This window comes from Pseudomonas sp. AC169 (assembly GCF_979258515.1).
In genome coordinates this window covers 6,802,830-6,821,470 of the sequence record NZ_OZ409866.1, presented here as the reverse complement: position 1 = coordinate 6,821,470, position 18,641 = coordinate 6,802,830, and the positions used below count along the sequence as shown (strand labels likewise).

Below are 18,641 nucleotides of genomic sequence, written 5' to 3'. Positions count from 1 at the left end.
GCGCGAAGGTTGAGTGAACCGCAGAAAGCGGCGCGGGTAGGACTGAGGAATCGGGACTTGGTTCACCGATTCAACACATCCGCCATCCACTGCAAATATTGCGCTCGGTCGGAAATCGAGTTATGCCCCGAATCCGGCACCACCCGGAGCATCGCCACGCCTTGCGGGAAGTTCTCCAGCAAACGCTGGGTGCTGGCACGTGGAATCACCTCGTCGTCACTCGCCGCCAGCAGCAATGTCGGCACGCGGATATGCGCGGCGTATTTGCCCGACTCGAAGCGTTCCTTGAGCAACCACGTCACCGGCACCCACGGATACTGCCGTGCAGCGATTTCTTCGAGGCTGTTGTAAGGCGTTACCAGAATCAACTGTTGCACCGGCCGTTGACTGGCCAGACGCACCGCCACGCCGGAACCGAGACTGCGCCCGACCACGGCCACTTGCGGGTGACTGGCGTAGACCTGATCGAACAGCGCCAGCGCATCCTCGGCAATCGCCGCCTCGGACGGTGAACCATCGCTGCCACCGAAACCGCGATAGTTCAGCAGATACACCGCGTATTCGGGAAACGTCTCGGTAAACTCCGGCAGATTGCGCGACACGTCCTCGGCGTTGCCGCCGAAATAGATCAGCGCCCTTGGCCCGACGCGCTCGCGGGTGACCACTGAAACCTGGGCGTCCGGCATCGCCAGTGTCATCCGTGAATCAGCCGAGTTGACGGCATTGGGCTGCGGAAAATAGATCAGCGAACGCTGAAAAAAGAACAGCGCCGCGCACAGCACCAGGTACACGGCAACGATCAATGCGACGAGTGACATCAGGGTTCGGGACATTCGGCTACTTTTAACGGGGTGTGGAGGGTTCGCTGTCGCAGTGTAGTCCAGCGCTGCCACCGGGCCGCTCGCACACACACACAACATGCAACAGATCCACGCAGCAGGGGAACCAGCATGAGCCACACTGAGGGTTACTCCCGTCGCCGATTGCTCACGCTGGCTGCCGGGGTTTCGGCGGTCTTCACCTTTGATCGGGCGTTGGCCACCGCTACGACGCCCGCGACCACCGGAGGCCAAGCCATGCAGACCCGCGCCATCCCGTCCAGCTCCGAGTCGCTGCCCATCGTGGGGCTGGGCACCTATCGCGGTTTCGACGTCGCCCCCGGTGATCCGGCCTACCGGCAATTGCCGGCGGTGCTCGATGAGCTGTTCACCAAGGGCGGCATGCTGATCGACAGCTCACCGATGTATGGCCGGGCAGAGGAAACCACCGGTGAGCTGCTGTCGATCCACGAACCGCGTTCGCCGGCGTTTCTGGCGACCAAAGTGTGGACGCGCGGGCGCGAGGAGGGCATCGCGCAGATGGAACAGTCGTTCAACCTGCTGCGCACCGAACGCATCGACCTGATGCAGATTCACAACCTGCTCGACTGGCAAACCCACCTGCCGACCCTGCGTGAATGGAAAGCGCAGGGGCGCATCCGCTACATCGGCATCACCCATTACACGCCCTCGGCTTACGACGAAGTCGAGACGGTGTTGAAGGCCGAACCACTGGATTTTCTGCAAATCAACTACGCCCTCGATGACCGTGGCGTGGAAAAACGCATCCTGCCGTTGTGTCGCGAACGCGGGGTGGCGGTGATCTGTAATCGGCCGTTCGGTGGCGGCGATTTGCTCGCCCGGCTAAAGGGTAAGCCGCTGCCAGGCTGGGTGTCGGATGTGCAGGTCAACAGCTGGCCGCAACTGGCGTTGAAGTTTCTGCTCTCGCATTCGGCGGTGACTTGCGTGATACCCGGCACGGGCAATCCGCGTTACATGGCCGATAACGCCAGGGCCGGGTTCGGGCCGATGCTCACCGATGCGCAGCGCCATCAGTTGATTGCGTTGGTGGGCTGACGATGTCGCCAGCGACCGTCATTTAGAGTTGGTTCCTGAGCACATTAATTTCCAAATGGTCTGAAGGACTGTCATATCTGACAGTTGGAAGGCTTTTGGTGGCGAGCAATCATGGACGTGCACAGCCGGAGATGTGCTTATTTCACTGGGGTGTGTCTCGTCTTGATTTTGTTCGGGGCCTACGCCTTTGAGGAACAGTACGTGTGCATGGGCATGCAACGCGGGCAGATTGCGACGGTATCTGCAAGCTCTGTGGAGGCAGCAGTCAAAATCGCCAAGGCGTGCTGGGGCGCTGCCGGTTGTTATAAAAAGTGACAAGCCATCAACCGCGATAGCGCAACGCCTCCAGCAACAGGGCAAACGCCGGCGCAGCCTGACGTCGGCTCGGGTAATACAGGTGATACCCGGAAAACGTCGGGCACCAATCCTCAAGCACCTGCAGCAAACGGCGGTCGGCCAGATACGGCGCGACGACGTTTTGCGGGATGTAGCTCAATCCGAAACCGTCCAGCGCAGCGTCGAGCAACGGGTAAACGCCGTTCAGGGTGATCTGCCCGGACACCCGTACTTTCAGGCTTTCGCCAGCCTTCTCGAATTCCCAACTGTACAGCCCGCCGTTGGTAGGCAGTCGCAGGTTGTTGCAGGCGTGGTCGGTTAGATCGCGTGGCGTTTGCGGTGGGGTGCGTTTGGCGAAATAGGCGGGTGATCCCACCACCGCCATGCGCATGTCGGGGCCGATGCGGGTGGCGATCATGCCTTGCGCGACGTCTTCGCCCAGGCGCACACCAGCGTCGAAACCCTGGCCGGCGATGTCGACGAAACCATAGTCGCAACTCACCTCGATGCTGATGTCCGGGTACTGCGGCAGAAAGTCCTTGAACACCGGACGCAGCAACCAGTTCAGCGAGTGATCGGTGGCATTGATGCGGATCTTGCCCGCCGGGGTGTCGCGCAGGTTGCTCAGGGCGGCGAGTTCCAGTTCGATTTCTTCGAAGCGCGGGCCGATGGTTTGCAGCAGATGCTCGCCGGCTTCGGTGGGGGAGACGCTGCGAGTCGTGCGGGTCAGCAGGCGCAGGCCCAAACGCGCTTCAAGCGCGCGAATCGTGTGACTGAGCGCCGATTGCGAAACGCCGAGTTTGGCCGCCGCTTTGGTGAAACTGCGCTCGCGGGCGACGGCGAGGAAAGCGAGCAGGTCGGTGGCATTTTCACGCAGCATTGATGATTGTCCTGCATAAGTTTTTTCGAATTCTAGTCGATTATCTGAAGAGTTGATGCCGTTAGAGTAGTGGCACTGTTTATTTGGAGACATTGCCATGAACCCGATCGCCGCTTCTGCGTTGACCCTTTCCCTGTTGGCGGGTGAGGTGCAAGCCAATGAACTCCCACGCGTGACTGTTACACCGAATGGTTCGCAACCTTCGGCCAAGGGCCCGGCAGATTGGTTCACTGGCACTGTGCGGGTGGATGCGCCGTTCAAAGGCTCCGAAGCGGCGCGGGTCAGTGGTGCGACGGTGACGTTTGAGCCGGGCGCGCGTACCGCGTGGCATACCCATCCGTTGGGGCAGACCTTGATCGTCACGGCGGGTTCCGGTTTTGTGCAGGAGTGGGGGCAGCCGGTTCGTGAGATTCGTCCAGGGGATACGGTTTGGATTGCGCCGGGGGCCAAGCATTGGCATGGGGCGGCGCCCACCACTGCAATGACGCATATCGCGATTGCTGAAGTGCTCGATGGCAAGGTGGTGGAGTGGATGGAGCAGGTGAGTGCCGAGCAATATCCGCGATCCGAGTGAAGCGCTTCCCTCACCCCAGCCCTCTCCCGGGGGGAGAGGGGGCCGACCGAGGTGTCTGACGCCATACATCGACCTGAGTGACCGAGTCGATTATGGATTCACAGCCGATCCTTCAGGTCGGTGAGACTATCCAATTTCCCTCACCCCAGACCTCTCCCGGGGGGAGAGGGGGCCGACCGAGGTGTCTGGCGTCATACATCGACCTGAGAGACCGAGTCGATTATGGATTCACAGCCGATCCTTCAGGTCGGTGAGACTATCCAATTTCCCTCACCCCAGCCCTCTCCCGGAGGGAGAGGGGGCCGACCGAGGTGTCTGACGCCATACATCGACCTGAGAGACCGAGTCGATTATGGATTCACAGCCGATCCTTCAGGTCGGTGAGACTACCCAATTTCCCTCACCCCAGCCCTCACCCCCGGAGGGAGAGGGGGCCGACCGAGGTGTCTTGTGTCATACATCGATCTGAGAGACCGGGTCGATTATGGATTCACAGCCGATCCTTGGTCGGTGAGACTATCCAATTTCCCTCACCCCAGCCCTCACCCCCGGAGGGAGAGGGGGCCGACCGAGGTGTCTTGTGTCATACATCGATCTGAGAGACCGAGTCGATTATGGATTCACAGCCGATCCTTCAGGTCGGTGAAGACTATCCAATTTCCCTCACCCCAGCCCTCTCCCGGAGGGAGAGGGGGCCGAGCGAGGTGTCTGGCGTCATACATCGACCTGAGAGACCGAGTCGATTATGGATTCACAGCCGATCCTTCAGGTCGGTGAGACTACCCAATTTCCCTCACCCCAGCCCTCTCCCGGGGGGAGAGGGGGCCGACCGAGGTGTCTGGTGTCATACATCGACCTGAGAGACCGAGTCGATTATGGATTCACAGCCGATCCTTCAGGTCGGTGAGACTATCCAATTTCCCTCACCCCAGCCCTCTTCCGGAGGGAGAGGGGGCCGACCGCAGTGTCTTGCGTCATACATCGACCTGAGAGACCGAGTCGATTATGGATTCACAGCAAAGCGTTATCTATCGACTTGAAAATGCTCTATCGATAACGGATTCACAGCAAGACGTTCAAGTCGGCGCAGCTCCCGAAAATCCCCCAATCGGTCCCCTCTCCCTCTGGGAGAGGGCTAGGGTGAGGGGCTTTTCAGGGTTCAGATCATCTCCGGCAACGACGACAATATCTTGTCCAGCGTAATCGGATACTCCCGCACCCTAGCCCCCGTAGCGTTGTAGATCGCATTCGCCACCGCCGCACTGACCCCGCAAATCCCCAATTCACCAACACCCTTGGCCTTCATCGGCGAAGACACCGGATCGGTCTCATCGAGGAAAATCACCTCCTGATGCGGAATGTCGGCATGCACCGGCACCTCGTACCCGGCCAGATCATGGTTGACGAAAAAGCCCAGCTTCTTGTCCACCGCCAACTCTTCCATCAGCGCCGCACCGACGCCCATGGTCATTGCCCCGATAACCTGGCTGCGCGCCGATGTCGGATTGAGAATCCGCCCCGCTGCACACACCGCCAACATGCGCCGCACGCGTACTTCACCGGTGGCAGCGTCGACAGCGACTTCGACGAAATGCGCACCAAACGTCGACTGCTGATACTTCTCGGCCAGATCACCGAACTCGATGCTGTCCTCGCCGATCAGCGCGCCGCCTTCAGTCGCATTGCGCAATGGCACGCTCTTGCTGCCGAGCCGCACCTGACCGTCGACAAACTCCGCCTGATCCGCCGCCATGCCCAGCTTGCCCGCCACCGCTTCGCGCAATTTCATACACGCGGCATACACTCCAGCAGTCGAGCAGTTGGCGCCGAATTGCCCGCCGGAGCCTGCCGACACCGGAAAACTCGAATCGCCCAGATGCACGCTCACATCCTTCAAATCAACGCCCATCATCTCGGCCGCCGTCTGCGCGATGATCGTGTAGCTGCCAGTGCCGATATCGGTCATGTCGGTTTCCACGGTGACCTTGCCGTCACGCTCCAGCCGTACCCGCGCACCGGACTTGACCAGCAGGTTGTTGCGGATCGCCGCCGCGACACCCATGCCGATCAGCCAGCGACCCTCACGCCGCGTACCCGGTTGCGCATGGCGCTGACTCCAGCCGAATTTCTCCGCACCGGTTTGCAGGCATTCGACGAGACGTCGCTGCGAAAACGGCCGCTCGGTTTTCACCGGATCGACCTGGGTGTCGTTGAGAATGCGGAACTGGATCGGATCAAGTTTGAGCTGCTCGGCCATCTCGTCCATGGCGATTTCCAGCACCATCAACCCCGGGGTTTCACCGGGCGCACGCATGGCGTTGCCTTCGGGCAGGTCCAACGGAGCCAGGCGCATGCTCACTAGTCGATTTTCAGCGGCGTACAGCAACTGACTCGGCTGCGCCGCGACCTCGACTTTGCCTTCCGCCAGATTGCCCGACCAGCCTTCATGGGCGATCGCGGTGAGTTTGCCGTCCGCCGTTGCGCCCATGCGAATGCGCTGAATCGTCGCTGGGCGGTGGGTGGTGTTGTTGGCGATCTGCGGGCGGGCGAGGGCGACTTTCACCGGTCTGCCGGCCATACGTGCACCGAGGGCGGCGAGGATGGCATCGGCACGTATGAACAACTTGCCACCGAAACCGCCGCCAATGTACGGCGATACCAGCCGCACCTTTTCCTTGGGCAAACCGAGCGTCGTGGCGATGTCGCCGACGCTCCAGGCGATCATTTGATTGGAGGTCCACAAGGTCAGTTGATCACCTTTCCACGCCGCCAACGTGGCGTGCGGTTCCATCATCGCGTGGGACTGATCCGGCGTGGTGTAGGTCTGATCGAACTGCACCGGCGCGGCGGCGAATGCCTTGGCGAAATCGCCGTGGCTGACGTCGGGCAATTCCTCTTTCGGTTCGACGCCTTTGTCGCGCACGCTGGCCAGCTCGAATTCGCCCTTGGCGGCGACGTAGTCGACTTTGACCATTTGCGCCGCCGCACGGGCTTGCTCGAACGTCTCGGCAACCACCAGCGCGACGGCCTGGTGGTAGTGCTGAATCTCCGGCCCGGCCAACAAATGCGCGGCGTTGTATTTGCCTTTGCCGAGTTTGCCGGCGTTGGCGGCGGTGACGATGGCGAGCACACCGGGCGCGGCTTTGGCTGCCTCAAGATCGATGTTGTTGATCCGCCCCTTGGCGATGGCCGAGCCGACCATGACGCCGTAAGCCTGATTGGCCACCGCCTCATGTTGTTCGTAGGCGTACGGCGCCTGGCCGCTGGTTTTCAGTGGGCCTTCGATGCGCTCGGTGGGCTGGCCAATGACCTTCAACTGGTCGATCGGGTTGGTGGTGGCGGGCGTGTCGAATTTCATGCTTCATCCCTCGCTTGCGCCAACACCGAACCGAGCGTGCGCTCGACCAGGGTCAGTTTGAACTGGTTGTCGTGAGTCGGCGTAGCGCCGTCGAGCAGGCGTGCGCTGACGGCTTTGGCGCCTTGGGGCAGCAATGCTTCGGCGGCTTCAACCCGCCATGGTTTCGGCGCGATACCGCCGACGGCGACGCGGCCGCTGCCGTCCTTTTGCAGGATCAGACCGACCGAGACCAGCGCGAACGCATAGGACGAGCGATCACGCACCTTGTGATAAACGTGAGTGCCGCCGAGCGGCGCAGGCAACGTCACCGAGGTGATGAACTCGCCAGGCGTGAGGCTGGTTTCGATGTTCGGCGTAGTGCCCGGCAATTGATGAAAATCGGCGATGGCAATGCTGCGAGACGTGCCATCGGGTTTCACCGTTTCAATCTGCGCATCGAGGGCACGCATGGCGATGGCCATGTCGCTCGGGTGCGTGGCGATGCATGCCTCGCTGACGCCGATGATCCCCAGTTGTCGACTCACGCCGCCAATCGCCGCGCAACCGCTGCCGGGTTGGCGTTTGTTGCAGGCCTGATTGGTGTCGTAGAAATACGGGCAGCGCGTGCGTTGCAGCAGGTTGCCGGCGGTGGTCGCCATGTTGCGCAACTGCCCGGAAGCCCCGGCGAGCAAGGCGCGGGAGAGTAGTGCGTAATCTTTTCTGACGCGCGTGTCAGCCGCCAGATCGGTGTTGCGCACCAGTGCGCCGATGCGCAATCCGCCTTCGGGCGTGGCCTCGATCTGGTCCAGCCCGAGGTGATTGACATCGATCAGGTGCAGCGGGGTTTCGATGTCGAGTTTCATCAGGTCGAGCAAGTTGGTGCCGCCAGCGATGAAGCGCGCGCCTTCAACTTGCGCAGCTTGTGCGGCGGCCTCGGCGGGGGAGTCGGCGCGGCTGTAATTGAACGGTCTCATGCCGGCACCTCCGCGACTTCCGTGATCGCTTCAATGATGTTCGAGTAGGCGCCGCAGCGGCAGATATTGCCGCTCATGCGCTCCTGAAACTCACGGGCAATCAACTGCGGCGCCTCGGTGAGGCTCTCACTGACGTGGCTGGGGATGCCGTCGCGTATCTCTTTGATCACCGCCACTGCCGAGCAGATCTGCCCCGGCGTGCAATAGCCGCACTGATAGCCGTCATGCTTGATGAACGCGGCCTGCATCGGGTGCAGATTGTCGGGCATGCCGAGGCCTTCGATGGTGGTGATCTCATTGCCTTCATGCATCACCGCCAGGGTCAGGCAGGAATTGATGCGCCGGCCATCGGCGATCACCGTGCAGGCGCCGCACTGGCCGTGGTCACAGCCTTTTTTGCTGCCGGTCAGGTGCAGGTGCTCGCGCAAGGCGTCGAGGAGGGTGATGCGGGTGTCGACGTCAAGCTCGCGCGGCTTGCCGTTGACGTTGATCGTCACTTTGCTCATGGCCGGTTGCTCCAGGTTAGCCGCGTAGGCCTTGAGGCTGATAAACGGCGGCATCGCGAAGGCGGTAGCGGTCACGGCGCCGAGTATCAGAAATCTGCGTCGGGAAATCGTCATGGTTCGATTCCTTTTCTCTTCATCAGGGCAGCGGGGTGCGAATGGCCCAAACGGGCAGCCAGCGTCATCGCCGGTCTCGTTAAGGAGTGACTGTCGGAGAGAGGAAAAGGTTTTGTCGGATTTGCGCTATAGAGTTATGCGTGTGGCTCATTAATCGTCTGGACCACACACAGCCCTGTGGGAGCGAGCCTGCTCGCGAAGAGGCCGGCACAGCCAATATCTTCACTGGCAGACCGGACGCCTTCGCGAGCAGGCTCGCTCCCACATTGGATTGGTGTATGGCCGCCCTAATGCCCGCCCACCACCATCGAAGTAAACGGCGCCACATATGCCTGCAATGTCACCAGCCCGCCGACCAGGATCGCCAACACAATCGAGTGAAAGAACACGTAGCGCAGAATCTCGCCCTCATGCCCATACCAGCGGGTCGCAGTGGAGGCGACCACGATCGATTGCGCATCGACCATTTTGCCCATCACCCCGCCGGAACTGTTCGCCGCCGCCATCAAGACCGGGCTGATGCCGAGCTGTTCCGAGGTGACCCGCTGCAAGCCGCCAAACAGCACGTTCGACGCGGTATCCGACCCGGTCAGTGCCACACCCAGCCAACCGAGCAACGTGCCGAACATCGGATAGAAAATTCCCGTCGCCGCAAACGCCAGACCCATGGTCGCGTCGAGTCCCGAGTAACGCGTGAGAAACCCCAGCGCCAGCATTGCCGCAATGGTGATCAACGAAAACCGCACCACCCACAATGTGCGCAAGTACTGCTTGATCAGCTGCGGGATCGAATAGCCCATCAGCAAACCGCCGACAATCGCTGCCAGCAAGATCCCGCTGCCGGTGGCGGTGAGCCAAGTGAATTTGTACACCGCTTCTTCAGCCTTCGGTGCCGCGACCACCGGCGGTACTTTTTCGATTTGCAGGTGCAGGGTGGTAAAGGTCACCGCCGGAGCGAAAATCGGGTTGGCCTCGCGCAGCGGTTTGCCTGCGGGATCAAGCTTGGCCGACTGGGTGACCGGATCAATCGCTGGGCGGGTGTCGAACATGTTCTTGAAACCCTGTGTGCCCCAGGCAAACACGAACACCGTGAGGATGATCCACGGCATCCACGCGCGCATCACCGCCGGCCGCGCCTGATCACTGAACGCGGCGCTGGCAGTGACTTTTTCTTCTTCGACCTTGGAGTTGTCGACGCGCCCCGAAAGCGCAGCGGAGGTGTGAATGGTCGCCGGTTTCCACACCTTCAGGAACAACGTCAGACAGGCCATGGAAATCAGCGCAGCAATCACGTCCACCAGCATCGGCCCGTGGTAGTTCGAAACGAGAAATTGCGGCACGGCGAAACTCACCCCGGCTACCAGAATCGCCGGCCAGATCTCGAGCATCTTGCGCCACCCGGCAAACGCCCAGATCAACCAGAACGGCACCAGCACCGAGAAGAAGGGCAACTGCCGACCAACCATCATCGACAGTTCCATTTCATCCAGCCCGGTGACTTTGGCCAAGGTGATGATCGGCGTGCCCAGCGCACCAAACGCGACCGGCGCGGTGTTGGCGATCAACGCCAGACCCGACGCCGCCAACGGCGAAAAACCGAGACCGATCAGAATCGCCCCGGTCACCGCCACCGGCGTACCGAACCCCGCCGCACCTTCGAAAAACGCACCGAAGCAGAAGGCGATCAGCAGCAACTGCAAACGACGGTCATCGGTAATGCGCGCTAGAGAATCCTGCAGCACTTTGAACGAGCCGTTCTCGGTGGTCAGGCGATGCAGAAAGATGATGTTGAGGACGATCCAGCCGATCGGCAGCAAGCCATTGGCCGCGCCGAACAACGCGGCAGAACCGGCCATGCTCGCCGGCATGCCGAAGGCAAAAATCGAGATGAGCAGGGCGGACGCCAGCGCCAGCAACGCCGCGAGATGCGCTTTGACATGAAAGAACGCCAGCGCAGCGAGCATCACCACCACCGGTACGGCGGCCATGAGCGTGGAGATCACCGGGTTGCCGAACGGGTCGTAAATTTGCTGCCAGACCATGGTCCACCTCTGCTTGTTGTTTTTGAGGGCGCAGATCCATTGCGTGGGGCTAGGTTGCAAGCAGTATAGGTGGCATTTCGCCGCCGCTCGGGCCGCACGGGCGGGGCGACAAACGGTCAATAGTGGCCACTGAATCAACGGCGTTTTGCCCGGTCGTATCTGCGGCTGCGCGCACCGCGTCCTGAAGGCGTGGGCAGCGTCGCCGACTCCGTCGTCAAGACCTTGGTTTTAGGGAAGTATTGAATGAAGCGCGCTACAACGATGCTGCTGACCGTGACCGCCGCCGTATTGCTCGGCGGCTGTGTCGCGGATTTTGATGATGACCACCGCCATGGCCGGCATTATGACCACGACCATGGCCGCAATTACGATCATGACCGGCGCTGGGATGATCGCGATGATCGCCGCGACGGGCGTCGCTACTACCGTGATCGGGATGATGATTGATTGAACGCAAGAGGGCGTCCCGCGATGGGACGCCCTCTTTGTTTAGAGCTGTTGCTTAAGAAAAGTGAGCGCTCGCCCGGACGCTGGATCGCGCAGGCACAGAGGCCTCGATGTCCAGCAAATGGGTGGCGAGAATGTCGCTCAGAAAACGGAACTGATCGTTGATGCCGACCACTTCATTGCTGAAATGATTGGTGGCGGCGGGCATCAGCAGATCTTCGAAATCTTCGTTGAACACCAGTGCCTGAGCCTTGTGCGATACGGCGTGCTGGTCGTAATAGTTGCTGCCGAACACCGGGAAACTCACGGAGAGTGTGACGTGGGTGTGAATCATGTTGTGAACTCCTCGTTGTGTTTCGGATGGCTTAATCGTGCCTTTGCTGGGCGGTGGGCGGAAGGCAATCGTGGCGATGGTGAATATCGATGGCAGTGATGGTTCGGGTTTTTGGGGTGTTGCTGGTGGCGCCTTCGCGAGCAGGCTCGCTCCCACTTTGAAACGCATTCCCCTGTAGGAGCGAGCCTGCTCGCGAAGGCGCCAGTCCAGCCACAACCGGACAAACGGCCTTGCACCCACACCTATACTCAATCTGCATCCTCCCTGTTTAAAGGAAACCACCACCGTGAACCCGCGTGCGCTGCTCGTCGCCGCACTGTTGTTGCTGGCCGGCTGCGCCACCTCGGCGCGGGCGCCGGTGGCAGCGCCGCAAGCCGTGTTTGTCTCGCCGCAGACCTGGCAGCAGATCGACCGCGAAATCGTCAGCGCTTCGCAGCAGTCCACCGAGCAAGTAAAGGTATTCGCCCGTGGTTCGATGGAACATTGGCGTACTCGCGTCTATCAGCAAACTGAAGAAAATTTCATTCCGTGGTTCAGCAGCTACTGGACCCAGGAATGGCTGTCGATGAAGGTCAGTTGGTACACGATCAATGCCGGTGGCGAACAGGACGCCTCGGCCAAGCGGCTGGCGGCGTATCTGCTTGAGCAATATCAGGAAAGGGTGCTGGCGCCGGTGGCGGTGGAAATCGATCCGGATGCGATTCTCGGGCAGGCCACGGCGTTCTATGCGCAGTTGATGGCGCAGCAGATGCCGCTCATCGCCCAGCGCCATGGTGTGCCCGTTGGTCAGCTCAATGGACGCTTGCAGAAAATCCCCGCCATCGCGCTCGGCCCGCCACCGGCGCGGGATGCTTCGCTGTTTAAGGTCATCAGTACCGAGCCGCTGAATACGCTGCCGGCCTACGCCGCGTTGATCGACAAGATCCACACCGAGGGCGGCGCCAAAGGTATTGCCTCGACCGATGCCGGCATGGCGCCGGTGGCCAAGCGCGCCAGTCAGCGGATGGAAGCGGAAATGGCCCCGCGTGGCGCTGCCAGTGCGGTCGCCGCTGCTGCAGGGAAACTGGCCGGCGGGTTGATTTCAGTGGGTGTGGCGGGCATTCGCGCGATCATCCAGGCCAATGACCGTCCGGACAGCGAAGCGCTGATCCGCAGCAGTCTGGGCAGCACCTTCGACAAAGCCTGGCTGAAGCTGGTGCAAAACCCGACCACCGGGGTCATGGCCGGCACGCTGCACATGGCCGGGCAGGTCGAGCGCAATCTGGGCGGGGGCGAGGAACCGTCGGTCGGTTTGGGTGTGAATCGTGTCGAATGGCAGCCACCGCAATCGACCAGTCAGCAGATCGAACCCAACGTGCAAGGAGAGTGATCATGGCTTACATCGATATTTTTGTAGCGCCTGTGCCGAATGCCAACCGCGAGCAGTACAAAAAGCACTGTGAAATCGCCGCGAAACTGTTCAAGGAATACGGTGCACAGGAGGTGATTCAGTGCTGGGGCGATGACGTGCCGGAGGGCAAAGTCACCTCATTCCCGATGGCGGTCAAACTCAAGGAAGGCGAGACGGTGTCGGCCGGCTGGCTGATCTGGCCGGACAAAGCCACCCGCGATACGGGCATGGCCAAAATGATGGAGGATCCGCGCATGCAACCGGACGTCAACCCGATGGGGTTCGACGGCCAACGGATGATATTTGGCGGCTTCAAGAACATCCTTGAGCCCTGAACGCCTGCCAAATTTTGAATGGGCAAGATGCATGCTTCACCACAAAACCCTGTGGGAGCGAGCCTGCTCGCGAAAGCGGTGAATCAGTCACCGTTTTGCCGACTGACACACTGCCTTCGCGAGCAGGCTCGCTCCCACAGGGTTAGGTTTCAATGCTGCGATCACTCGGTTGAGGGAGTGATGCGGCAACTTTTGCGCTCGCGGATCTGTTCATCCGTGGGGCGTTCGCGGACGAACTCGAAGCGCGGCTCACCCTCGCTGTAATGCACCAGCCAACCCCATTCCAGTTCCTTCTCATCCTGCCCGGGATGCGGCGGGCGGGCCCACCACGGTTCTTTGCTGAGGATCTCGCGCATGGCGGCCTCCGGTTGATGGCAATCCTTGAACTATAGCTTCCTGTCGCGAGTCGTCAGATCAGGCTGTGTAGAATCCGGCGGATCACGATGAACAGGGGAGCAGGGCCATGACCGATGAAACAAAGCGACTGTTTTTCGCCCTCGATTGCCCGCCGGCGCAACGCAAGGCGATTGCTCAGTGGCGAGGGGAGTTGGGCTTGCGAATCGGTAAACCGGTGCCGGCCGACAATTTTCATCTGACGCTGCTGTTTCTCGGTGCGGTGCCATTGGCGCACATCAATGAAGTCTGCGAGGCTGCGGGGCAAGTGCGTACGCCGGGTGAGGCGCTGAAGATTGCGCTGGATCGCTTGCAGGTCTGGCATCGCGCAGGCGTGTTGTCGCTGGCGCCGGAGCAGGCACCGCAGGCGTTGTTGCGCTTGGTTTATGCGTTGGAGCAGGCGATGTTGCCGTTTGGCTTTGAAGAGACGCCACGCGAGTTTCGCCCGCATCTGACCCTGGCACGTGAGTACCGTGCGCCGGAGCCGGAATCCGCCACGCCGCCGGAGTTTTTCCTGCGTGCCGAGCGCTTCGCCCTGTTCGAATCACACAAGGGGCGCTATCGGGTTCTGCAAGACTGGCCGTTGATATGACGGCACAAAAAAAGGCGCCCGAGGGCGCCTGAGAATTCACCTGAGCCGAGGGAGCCAGGTGAGGCCGTTCATAGCAGGGTGCAGCGGTGGTAAGGCGCTGCGTGAACGGGAAATTTTTACACTGATCGTTCCCACGCGGAGCGTGGGAACGATCATCGGCTCACTTACCGAGTTTCACCCGGGTCCAGCCACGGGTCATGATTCGCTGCGTGGCAATCGGTTGATCCGGCACCGCATACAACGTCGCCATTACCGCTTGCGAAGGATACGAGCCAGGATCGTTGCGGATCGCTTCATCCACCAGTGGCGTAGCCGCCGCGTTGGCGTTGCTGTAGCCGTTGCTGTTGGTGATCTCGGCGATGATGTCCGGACGCATCAGAAAGTCCATGAACAGGTAAGCGTTCTCGACGTTCGCCGCATCGCGCGGGATGGCGATCATGTCGTAGAAGCTGCCGGCGCCTTCCTTGGGAATGCTGTAGTCGATCACCACGTTGTTGCCCGATTCCACCGCGCGGGCCTTGGCCTGCAGCACGTCGCCGGAGTAACCGACCGCCACGCAGATGTTGCCGTTGGCCAGATCGGAGATGTATTTCGAGGAATGGAAATACGCCACGTTCGGGCGAATCTTCATGAACAGCGCCTCGGCTTCCTTGATGTGCGCGGTGTCCTTGTCGTTCACCGGATAGCCCAGGTAGTGCAGGGCGGCCGGGATCATTTCGGTCGGCGAGTCGAGGAAACTGATGCCGCAGGCTTTCAGTTTTTCTGCGTTTTCCGGCTTGAACAGCAAGTCCCAGGAATTGGTCGGGGCGTTGGCGCCGAGCACTTCCTTGACCTTGGCCGGGTTGAACCCGATGCCGATCGAGCCCCACATGTACGGGAACGCGTGGGCGTTGTCCGGATCACTGGCGGCGGCGTTTTTCAGCAGCACCGGGTTGAGATTCTTCCAGTTCGGCAGCTTCGATTTGTCCAGCGTTTGATACACGCCGGCCTTGATCTGCTTGGCCAGGAAACTGTTCGACGGCACGACCAGGTCGTAGCCGGATTTGCCTGCCAGCAAACGTGCCTCAAGGGTTTCGTTGCTGTCGAAGACGTCATAAGTCACGCGGATGCCGGTCTCGTCTTCGAACTTCTTGACGGTGTCCGGCGCGATGTAATCGGACCAGTTATAAACACGCAGCACCTTGTCGTTGGCCTGGGCGCCCATGACCATTGCGCCCATTAAGGACAGTGTCAGCAGAGTCCTGCCAAACATTTTCATCGGTACAACTCCATTGTTTTTATTCACGTTACGCAAAGCCCCCTGACCCCCTCCCGAGGGAGAGGGTCAGGGATACAGGTTAAGCGGTTGCTGCGGATTGCTGAGGTTGCCACGACTCGTTCGCCGTCTGATCCATCGCTTCCTGAATCGCTTTTTTGCGGTTGGCTTCTGCCTTGCGACCGAAGTACCAGACCAGAAAGGTCACCAGCGACACCGCCAGCAGAATCAGGCTGGCCACGGCGTTGATCTCAGGCTTCACGCCCAGGCGCACCGCCGAGAATACTTCCATCGGCAGGGTCGTCGAACCCGGACCGGAAACGAAGCTCGCCAACACCAGGTCATCCAGCGACAGAGCGAACGACATCATCCCGCCCGCCGCCAGCGACGGCGCAATCATGGGAATGGTGATCAGGAAAAACACCTTGAACGGCTTCGCACCGAGGTCCATCGCTGCTTCTTCGATCGACAGATCCAGTTCGCGGAGGCGCGCGGAGACTACCACCGCGACATAAGCGGCACAAAACGTGGTGTGGGCGATCCAGATCGTGACGATGCCGCGCTCCTGCGGCCAACCGATCAACTGTGCCATGGCCACAAACAGCAGCAACAGCGACAGACCGGTGATAACTTCCGGCATCACCAACGGCGCGGTGACCAGGCCACCGAACAAGGTGCGACCCTTGAAGCGCGTTACACGGGTCAGGACGAAAGCGGCGAGGGTGCCCAATGCAACGGCGGCAATCGCGGTGTAGCAGGCGATTTCCAGTGAGCGCACCACCGAGCCCATCAGTTGCGTGTTGTCGAGCAAACCGACGTACCACTTCACCGACCAGCCGCCCCACACCGTCACCAGTTTCGAGGCGTTGAACGAGTAGATCACCAGAATCAGCATCGGCAGATAAATGAACATCAGGCCGAAGATCAGCATGAACTTGGAAAAACCGAAGCGTTTCATCCCCGTGCCTCCATCTCTTTGGCCTGGCTGCGGTTGAACAGCAGAATCGGCACAATCAGGATCAACAGCATCACCACCGCCAGCGCGGACGCCACCGGCCAGTCGCGGTTATTGAAGAACTCTTGCCACAGCACGCGACCGATCATCAGCGTCTCCGGGCCACCCAACAGTTCAGGAATCACGAACTCACCGACCACCGGAATGAACACCAGCATGCAGCCGGCAATAATCCCGTTCTTGGCCAGCGGTACGGTGATTTTCCAGAAGTTGTTGAAGTTGCTCGAACCCAGATCCTGCGCGGCTTCCAGCAGGCTGCCGTCGTGCTTGACGAGGTTGGCGTACAGCGGCAACACCATGAACGGCAAATACGCGTAAACCACACCGATATACACAGCGGTGTTGGTGTTGAGGATCTCGATCGGGTGATCGGTGAGCCCCGTCCACATCAGAAACGCGTTGAGCAGGCCGTTGTTGCTGAGGATGCCCATCCACGCGTAAACGCGGATCAGGATCGCAGTCCAGGTTGGCATCATGATCAACAGCAGCAGGACGTTTTGCGTTTCCTTGCCGGTCTTGGTGATCGCGTAGGCCATCGGAAAACCGATCAGCAGGCACATCATCGTGCTCAGCGTCGCGACTTTCAGCGAACCGAGGTAGGCCGACAGGTACAGCTCGTCTTCGCCGAGCATGGTGTAGTTGCCGATGTTCAGCAGCAGCTGGAATTTCTGTTCGGCGTAGGTGTAGATCTCCGAGTACGGCGGGATCGACAGCGCGGCTTCCGAGAAACTGATCTTCATTACCAGAAAGAACGGCAGCATGAAGAACAGGAACAGCCAGATGAACGGAATGCCGATCACCAGTTTTCGCCCGCTGGGCACCAGGCGCAGGAATTGCTGATTGAAGGTTTTCATGAGCGCAGTACCACGCCGCTGTCGTCTTCCCACCACACGTAGACTTTGTCGTCCCAGGTCGGACGTGCGCCACGGCGTTCGGCGTTGGCCATGAACGACTGGACGATTTTGCCGCCGGGCAATTCGACGTAGAACACCGAGTGACCGCCGAGGTAGGCGATGTCGTGCACCTTGCCTTCGGACCAGTTGTAGCGAAACTCGGGTTGGGTGGTGCTGACGAGCATTTTTTCCGGACGAATCGCGTAGGTGATCGACTTGTCCTGCACCGAGGTGCTGACGCCGTGACCGACGTAAATCTTTTGCTGCAAGTCCGGGCTGTGGATGATCGCGTGACCTTCAAGGTCTTCCACCACGGTGCCGTCGAAAGCGTTAACGTTGCCGATGAACTCGCAGACCATGCGGCTGACCGGTGCTTCATAGATGTCGACCGGGCTGCCGATCTGGGCGATCCAGCCGAGGTGCATGATCGCGATGCGCTCGGCCATGGTCATGGCCTCCTCCTGGTCGTGAGTCACCATCACGCAGGTCACGCCAACGCGTTCGATGATCTGTACCAGCTCCAGTTGCATCTGCGAACGCAGCTTTTTATCCAGTGCACCCATCGGCTCGTCGAGCAGCAACAGCTTAGGACGCTTGGCCAGCGAGCGGGCGAGGGCGACGCGCTGACGCTGACCGCCGGACAACTGGTGCGGGCGGCGTTTGGCGTATTGGGTCATGTGCACCAGACGCAGCATTTCATCGACACGGGCGTCGATTTCGCTGGCGGGCAAACGGTCTTGCTTGAGGCCGAAGGCGATGTTCTGCGCGACGGTCATGTGTGGGAACAGCGCGTAGGACTGGAACATCATGTTGATCGGCCGCTCGTACGGCGGCATGTCGGTGATGTCCACGCCGTCGAGCAGAATCCGCCCTTCGGTCGGGCGCTCGAAACCGGCGAGCATGCGCAGCAGGGTCGATTTGCCCGATCCGGAGCCACCGAGCAGGGCAAAGATTTCGCCCTGATGGATCTCCAGGGACACATCGTCCACTGCCACGGTTTCGTCGAACTTCTTGGTGACACGATCGACTTTCACCAGCACCTTTTTCGGTTGCTGATGACCTTCAAGTGCCTTCCTGTAAGTGCTGGAGGCGTTTGCCATGTGAAACTCCCAACAGGTTTCGTTCGCCTGGCCAATGTGGCCGGGCTTAAGTGGATTGCAAGCCAGGAACAACCATCCCCCTCGCATATGGCCCTGTAGGAGCTGCCGAAGGCTGCGATCTTTTGATCTTGTTTTTTACAATCAACATCAAAAGATCGCAGCCTTCGGCAGCTCCTACAGGGGCCACATTTTCAGTGGGCTGTCCTGGCTTGTTCGGCGCCGCCGTCCT

18 protein-coding genes are annotated in these 18,641 nt (G+C 60.4%); 6 read left to right on the top strand and 12 right to left on the bottom strand.

Annotation, left to right across the window (positions count from 1 at the left end; all coding sequences use genetic code 11):
• Positions 1-62: 62 nt before the first annotated feature.
• Positions 63-833, bottom strand: coding sequence for an alpha/beta hydrolase (locus tag ACZZ0G_RS30285; protein WP_463558792.1), 771 nt, complete (start codon positions 831-833; stop codon positions 63-65).
• A gap of 117 nt (positions 834-950) precedes the next feature.
• On the opposite strand from ACZZ0G_RS30285, the gene ACZZ0G_RS30280 reads away from it, so the two are divergent.
• A complete protein-coding gene (locus ACZZ0G_RS30280) occupies positions 951-1,895 on the top strand; it encodes an aldo/keto reductase (protein ID WP_463558791.1) in 945 nt (314 codons plus the stop codon).
• Positions 1,896-2,217: 322 nt separating this feature from the next.
• Here ACZZ0G_RS30280 and ACZZ0G_RS30275 read toward each other — a convergent pair whose 3' ends face one another.
• Positions 2,218-3,111, bottom strand: a complete 894-nt coding sequence (locus ACZZ0G_RS30275) for a LysR family transcriptional regulator (protein WP_463558790.1) — start codon at positions 3,109-3,111, stop codon at positions 2,218-2,220.
• Positions 3,112-3,208: 97 nt separating this feature from the next.
• Between ACZZ0G_RS30275 and ACZZ0G_RS30270 the strand changes: the two genes are divergently transcribed.
• Positions 3,209-3,685 carry a (R)-mandelonitrile lyase gene (locus ACZZ0G_RS30270; RefSeq protein WP_463558789.1) on the top strand — a complete coding sequence of 159 codons (477 nt, stop codon included), beginning with the start codon at positions 3,209-3,211 and terminating at the stop codon, positions 3,683-3,685.
• A 1,159-nt stretch (positions 3,686-4,844) separates the two neighbouring features.
• Here the strand turns inward: ACZZ0G_RS30270 and paoC are convergent.
• The 4 genes from paoC to ACZZ0G_RS30250 form a co-directional block, all read right to left on the bottom strand.
• On the bottom strand, positions 4,845-7,043 hold the full coding sequence (paoC, locus tag ACZZ0G_RS30265) for an aldehyde oxidoreductase molybdenum-binding subunit PaoC (protein ID WP_463558788.1): 2,199 nt from the start codon (positions 7,041-7,043) through the stop codon (positions 4,845-4,847).
• Positions 7,040-7,996 (bottom strand): FAD binding domain-containing protein, encoded by a 957-nt coding sequence (locus ACZZ0G_RS30260; protein ID WP_463558787.1) that lies wholly within the window; start codon positions 7,994-7,996, stop codon positions 7,040-7,042. The genes paoC and ACZZ0G_RS30260 overlap by 4 nt, the downstream gene beginning before the upstream one ends.
• Entirely contained in the window at positions 7,993-8,616 is a 624-nt protein-coding gene (gene paoA, locus ACZZ0G_RS30255; RefSeq protein WP_463558786.1) for an aldehyde dehydrogenase iron-sulfur subunit PaoA, read from the bottom strand. The genes ACZZ0G_RS30260 and paoA overlap by 4 nt, the downstream gene beginning before the upstream one ends.
• A 287-nt stretch (positions 8,617-8,903) precedes the next feature.
• Positions 8,904-10,658, bottom strand: coding sequence for an L-lactate permease (locus ACZZ0G_RS30250; RefSeq protein ID WP_463558785.1), 1,755 nt, complete (start codon positions 10,656-10,658; stop codon positions 8,904-8,906).
• Between the two features lie 243 nt (positions 10,659-10,901).
• On the opposite strand from ACZZ0G_RS30250, the gene ACZZ0G_RS30245 reads away from it, so the two are divergent.
• Positions 10,902-11,105, top strand: a complete 204-nt coding sequence (locus ACZZ0G_RS30245) for a hypothetical protein (RefSeq protein WP_463558784.1) — start codon at positions 10,902-10,904, stop codon at positions 11,103-11,105.
• Between the two features lie 55 nt (positions 11,106-11,160).
• Here ACZZ0G_RS30245 and ACZZ0G_RS30240 read toward each other — a convergent pair whose 3' ends face one another.
• Complete coding sequence (locus ACZZ0G_RS30240) at positions 11,161-11,439, bottom strand: hypothetical protein (protein WP_007918828.1); 279 nt, start codon at positions 11,437-11,439, stop codon at positions 11,161-11,163.
• A 286-nt stretch (positions 11,440-11,725) separates the two neighbouring features.
• Here ACZZ0G_RS30240 and ACZZ0G_RS30235 point away from each other — a divergent pair, with 286 nt between their 5' ends.
• Positions 11,726-12,808 (top strand): hypothetical protein, encoded by a 1,083-nt coding sequence (locus tag ACZZ0G_RS30235; protein WP_463558783.1) that lies wholly within the window; start codon positions 11,726-11,728, stop codon positions 12,806-12,808.
• A 2-nt stretch (positions 12,809-12,810) separates the two neighbouring features.
• A complete protein-coding gene (locus ACZZ0G_RS30230; protein WP_463558782.1) occupies positions 12,811-13,164 on the top strand; it encodes a DUF1428 domain-containing protein in 354 nt (117 codons plus the stop codon).
• A gap of 161 nt (positions 13,165-13,325) precedes the next feature.
• On the opposite strand, the gene ACZZ0G_RS30225 is transcribed toward ACZZ0G_RS30230, so the two are convergent.
• Positions 13,326-13,520 carry a hypothetical protein gene (locus ACZZ0G_RS30225; RefSeq protein ID WP_463558781.1) on the bottom strand — a complete coding sequence of 65 codons (195 nt, stop codon included), beginning with the start codon at positions 13,518-13,520 and terminating at the stop codon, positions 13,326-13,328.
• Between the two features lie 107 nt (positions 13,521-13,627).
• Here ACZZ0G_RS30225 and thpR point away from each other — a divergent pair, with 107 nt between their 5' ends.
• Positions 13,628-14,149: an RNA 2',3'-cyclic phosphodiesterase gene (thpR, locus tag ACZZ0G_RS30220; protein WP_463558780.1), complete on the top strand. Its 522-nt coding sequence runs from the start codon at positions 13,628-13,630 to the stop codon at positions 14,147-14,149.
• Between the two features lie 160 nt (positions 14,150-14,309).
• Here the strand turns inward: thpR and ACZZ0G_RS30215 are convergent, their stop codons facing one another.
• The 4 genes from ACZZ0G_RS30215 to ACZZ0G_RS30200 form a co-directional block, all read right to left on the bottom strand.
• Entirely contained in the window at positions 14,310-15,407 is a 1,098-nt protein-coding gene (locus ACZZ0G_RS30215) for a polyamine ABC transporter substrate-binding protein (protein WP_463558779.1), read from the bottom strand.
• Between the two features lie 79 nt (positions 15,408-15,486).
• Positions 15,487-16,362, bottom strand: coding sequence for an ABC transporter permease subunit (locus ACZZ0G_RS30210; protein WP_064120851.1), 876 nt, complete (start codon positions 16,360-16,362; stop codon positions 15,487-15,489).
• Entirely contained in the window at positions 16,359-17,240 is an 882-nt protein-coding gene (locus ACZZ0G_RS30205; protein ID WP_463558918.1) for an ABC transporter permease subunit, read from the bottom strand. The genes ACZZ0G_RS30210 and ACZZ0G_RS30205 overlap by 4 nt, the downstream gene beginning before the upstream one ends.
• 29 nt (positions 17,241-17,269) lie before the next feature.
• Positions 17,270-18,412 (bottom strand): ABC transporter ATP-binding protein, encoded by a 1,143-nt coding sequence (locus ACZZ0G_RS30200; protein WP_463558778.1) that lies wholly within the window; start codon positions 18,410-18,412, stop codon positions 17,270-17,272.
• Between the last annotated feature and the right edge of the window lie 229 nt (positions 18,413-18,641).

Bases quoted from the DNA above. Each gene is read 5' to 3' on its own strand.
- ACZZ0G_RS30230 (WP_463558782.1), top strand. From the start codon at position 12,811: ATGGCTTACATCGATATTTTTGTAGCGCCTGTGCCGAATGCCAACCGC.
- ACZZ0G_RS30260 (WP_463558787.1), bottom strand. From the start codon at position 7,996: ATGAGACCGTTCAATTACAGCCGCGCCGACTCCCCCGCCGAGGCCGCC.
- ACZZ0G_RS30240 (WP_007918828.1), bottom strand. From the start codon at position 11,439: ATGATTCACACCCACGTCACACTCTCCGTGAGTTTCCCGGTGTTCGGC.
- ACZZ0G_RS30225 (WP_463558781.1), bottom strand. From the start codon at position 13,520: ATGCGCGAGATCCTCAGCAAAGAACCGTGGTGGGCCCGCCCGCCGCAT.
- ACZZ0G_RS30215 (WP_463558779.1), bottom strand. From the start codon at position 15,407: ATGAAAATGTTTGGCAGGACTCTGCTGACACTGTCCTTAATGGGCGCA.
- ACZZ0G_RS30210 (WP_064120851.1), bottom strand. From the start codon at position 16,362: ATGAAACGCTTCGGTTTTTCCAAGTTCATGCTGATCTTCGGCCTGATG.
- ACZZ0G_RS30285 (WP_463558792.1), bottom strand. From the start codon at position 833: ATGTCCCGAACCCTGATGTCACTCGTCGCATTGATCGTTGCCGTGTAC.
- ACZZ0G_RS30250 (WP_463558785.1), bottom strand. From the start codon at position 10,658: ATGGTCTGGCAGCAAATTTACGACCCGTTCGGCAACCCGGTGATCTCC.
- paoA (WP_463558786.1), bottom strand. From the start codon at position 8,616: ATGACGATTTCCCGACGCAGATTTCTGATACTCGGCGCCGTGACCGCT.
- paoC (WP_463558788.1), bottom strand. From the start codon at position 7,043: ATGAAATTCGACACGCCCGCCACCACCAACCCGATCGACCAGTTGAAG.
- ACZZ0G_RS30200 (WP_463558778.1), bottom strand. From the start codon at position 18,412: ATGGCAAACGCCTCCAGCACTTACAGGAAGGCACTTGAAGGTCATCAG.
- ACZZ0G_RS30245 (WP_463558784.1), top strand. From the start codon at position 10,902: ATGAAGCGCGCTACAACGATGCTGCTGACCGTGACCGCCGCCGTATTG.
- ACZZ0G_RS30270 (WP_463558789.1), top strand. From the start codon at position 3,209: ATGAACCCGATCGCCGCTTCTGCGTTGACCCTTTCCCTGTTGGCGGGT.
- ACZZ0G_RS30280 (WP_463558791.1), top strand. From the start codon at position 951: ATGAGCCACACTGAGGGTTACTCCCGTCGCCGATTGCTCACGCTGGCT.
- ACZZ0G_RS30275 (WP_463558790.1), bottom strand. From the start codon at position 3,111: ATGCTGCGTGAAAATGCCACCGACCTGCTCGCTTTCCTCGCCGTCGCC.
- thpR (WP_463558780.1), top strand. From the start codon at position 13,628: ATGACCGATGAAACAAAGCGACTGTTTTTCGCCCTCGATTGCCCGCCG.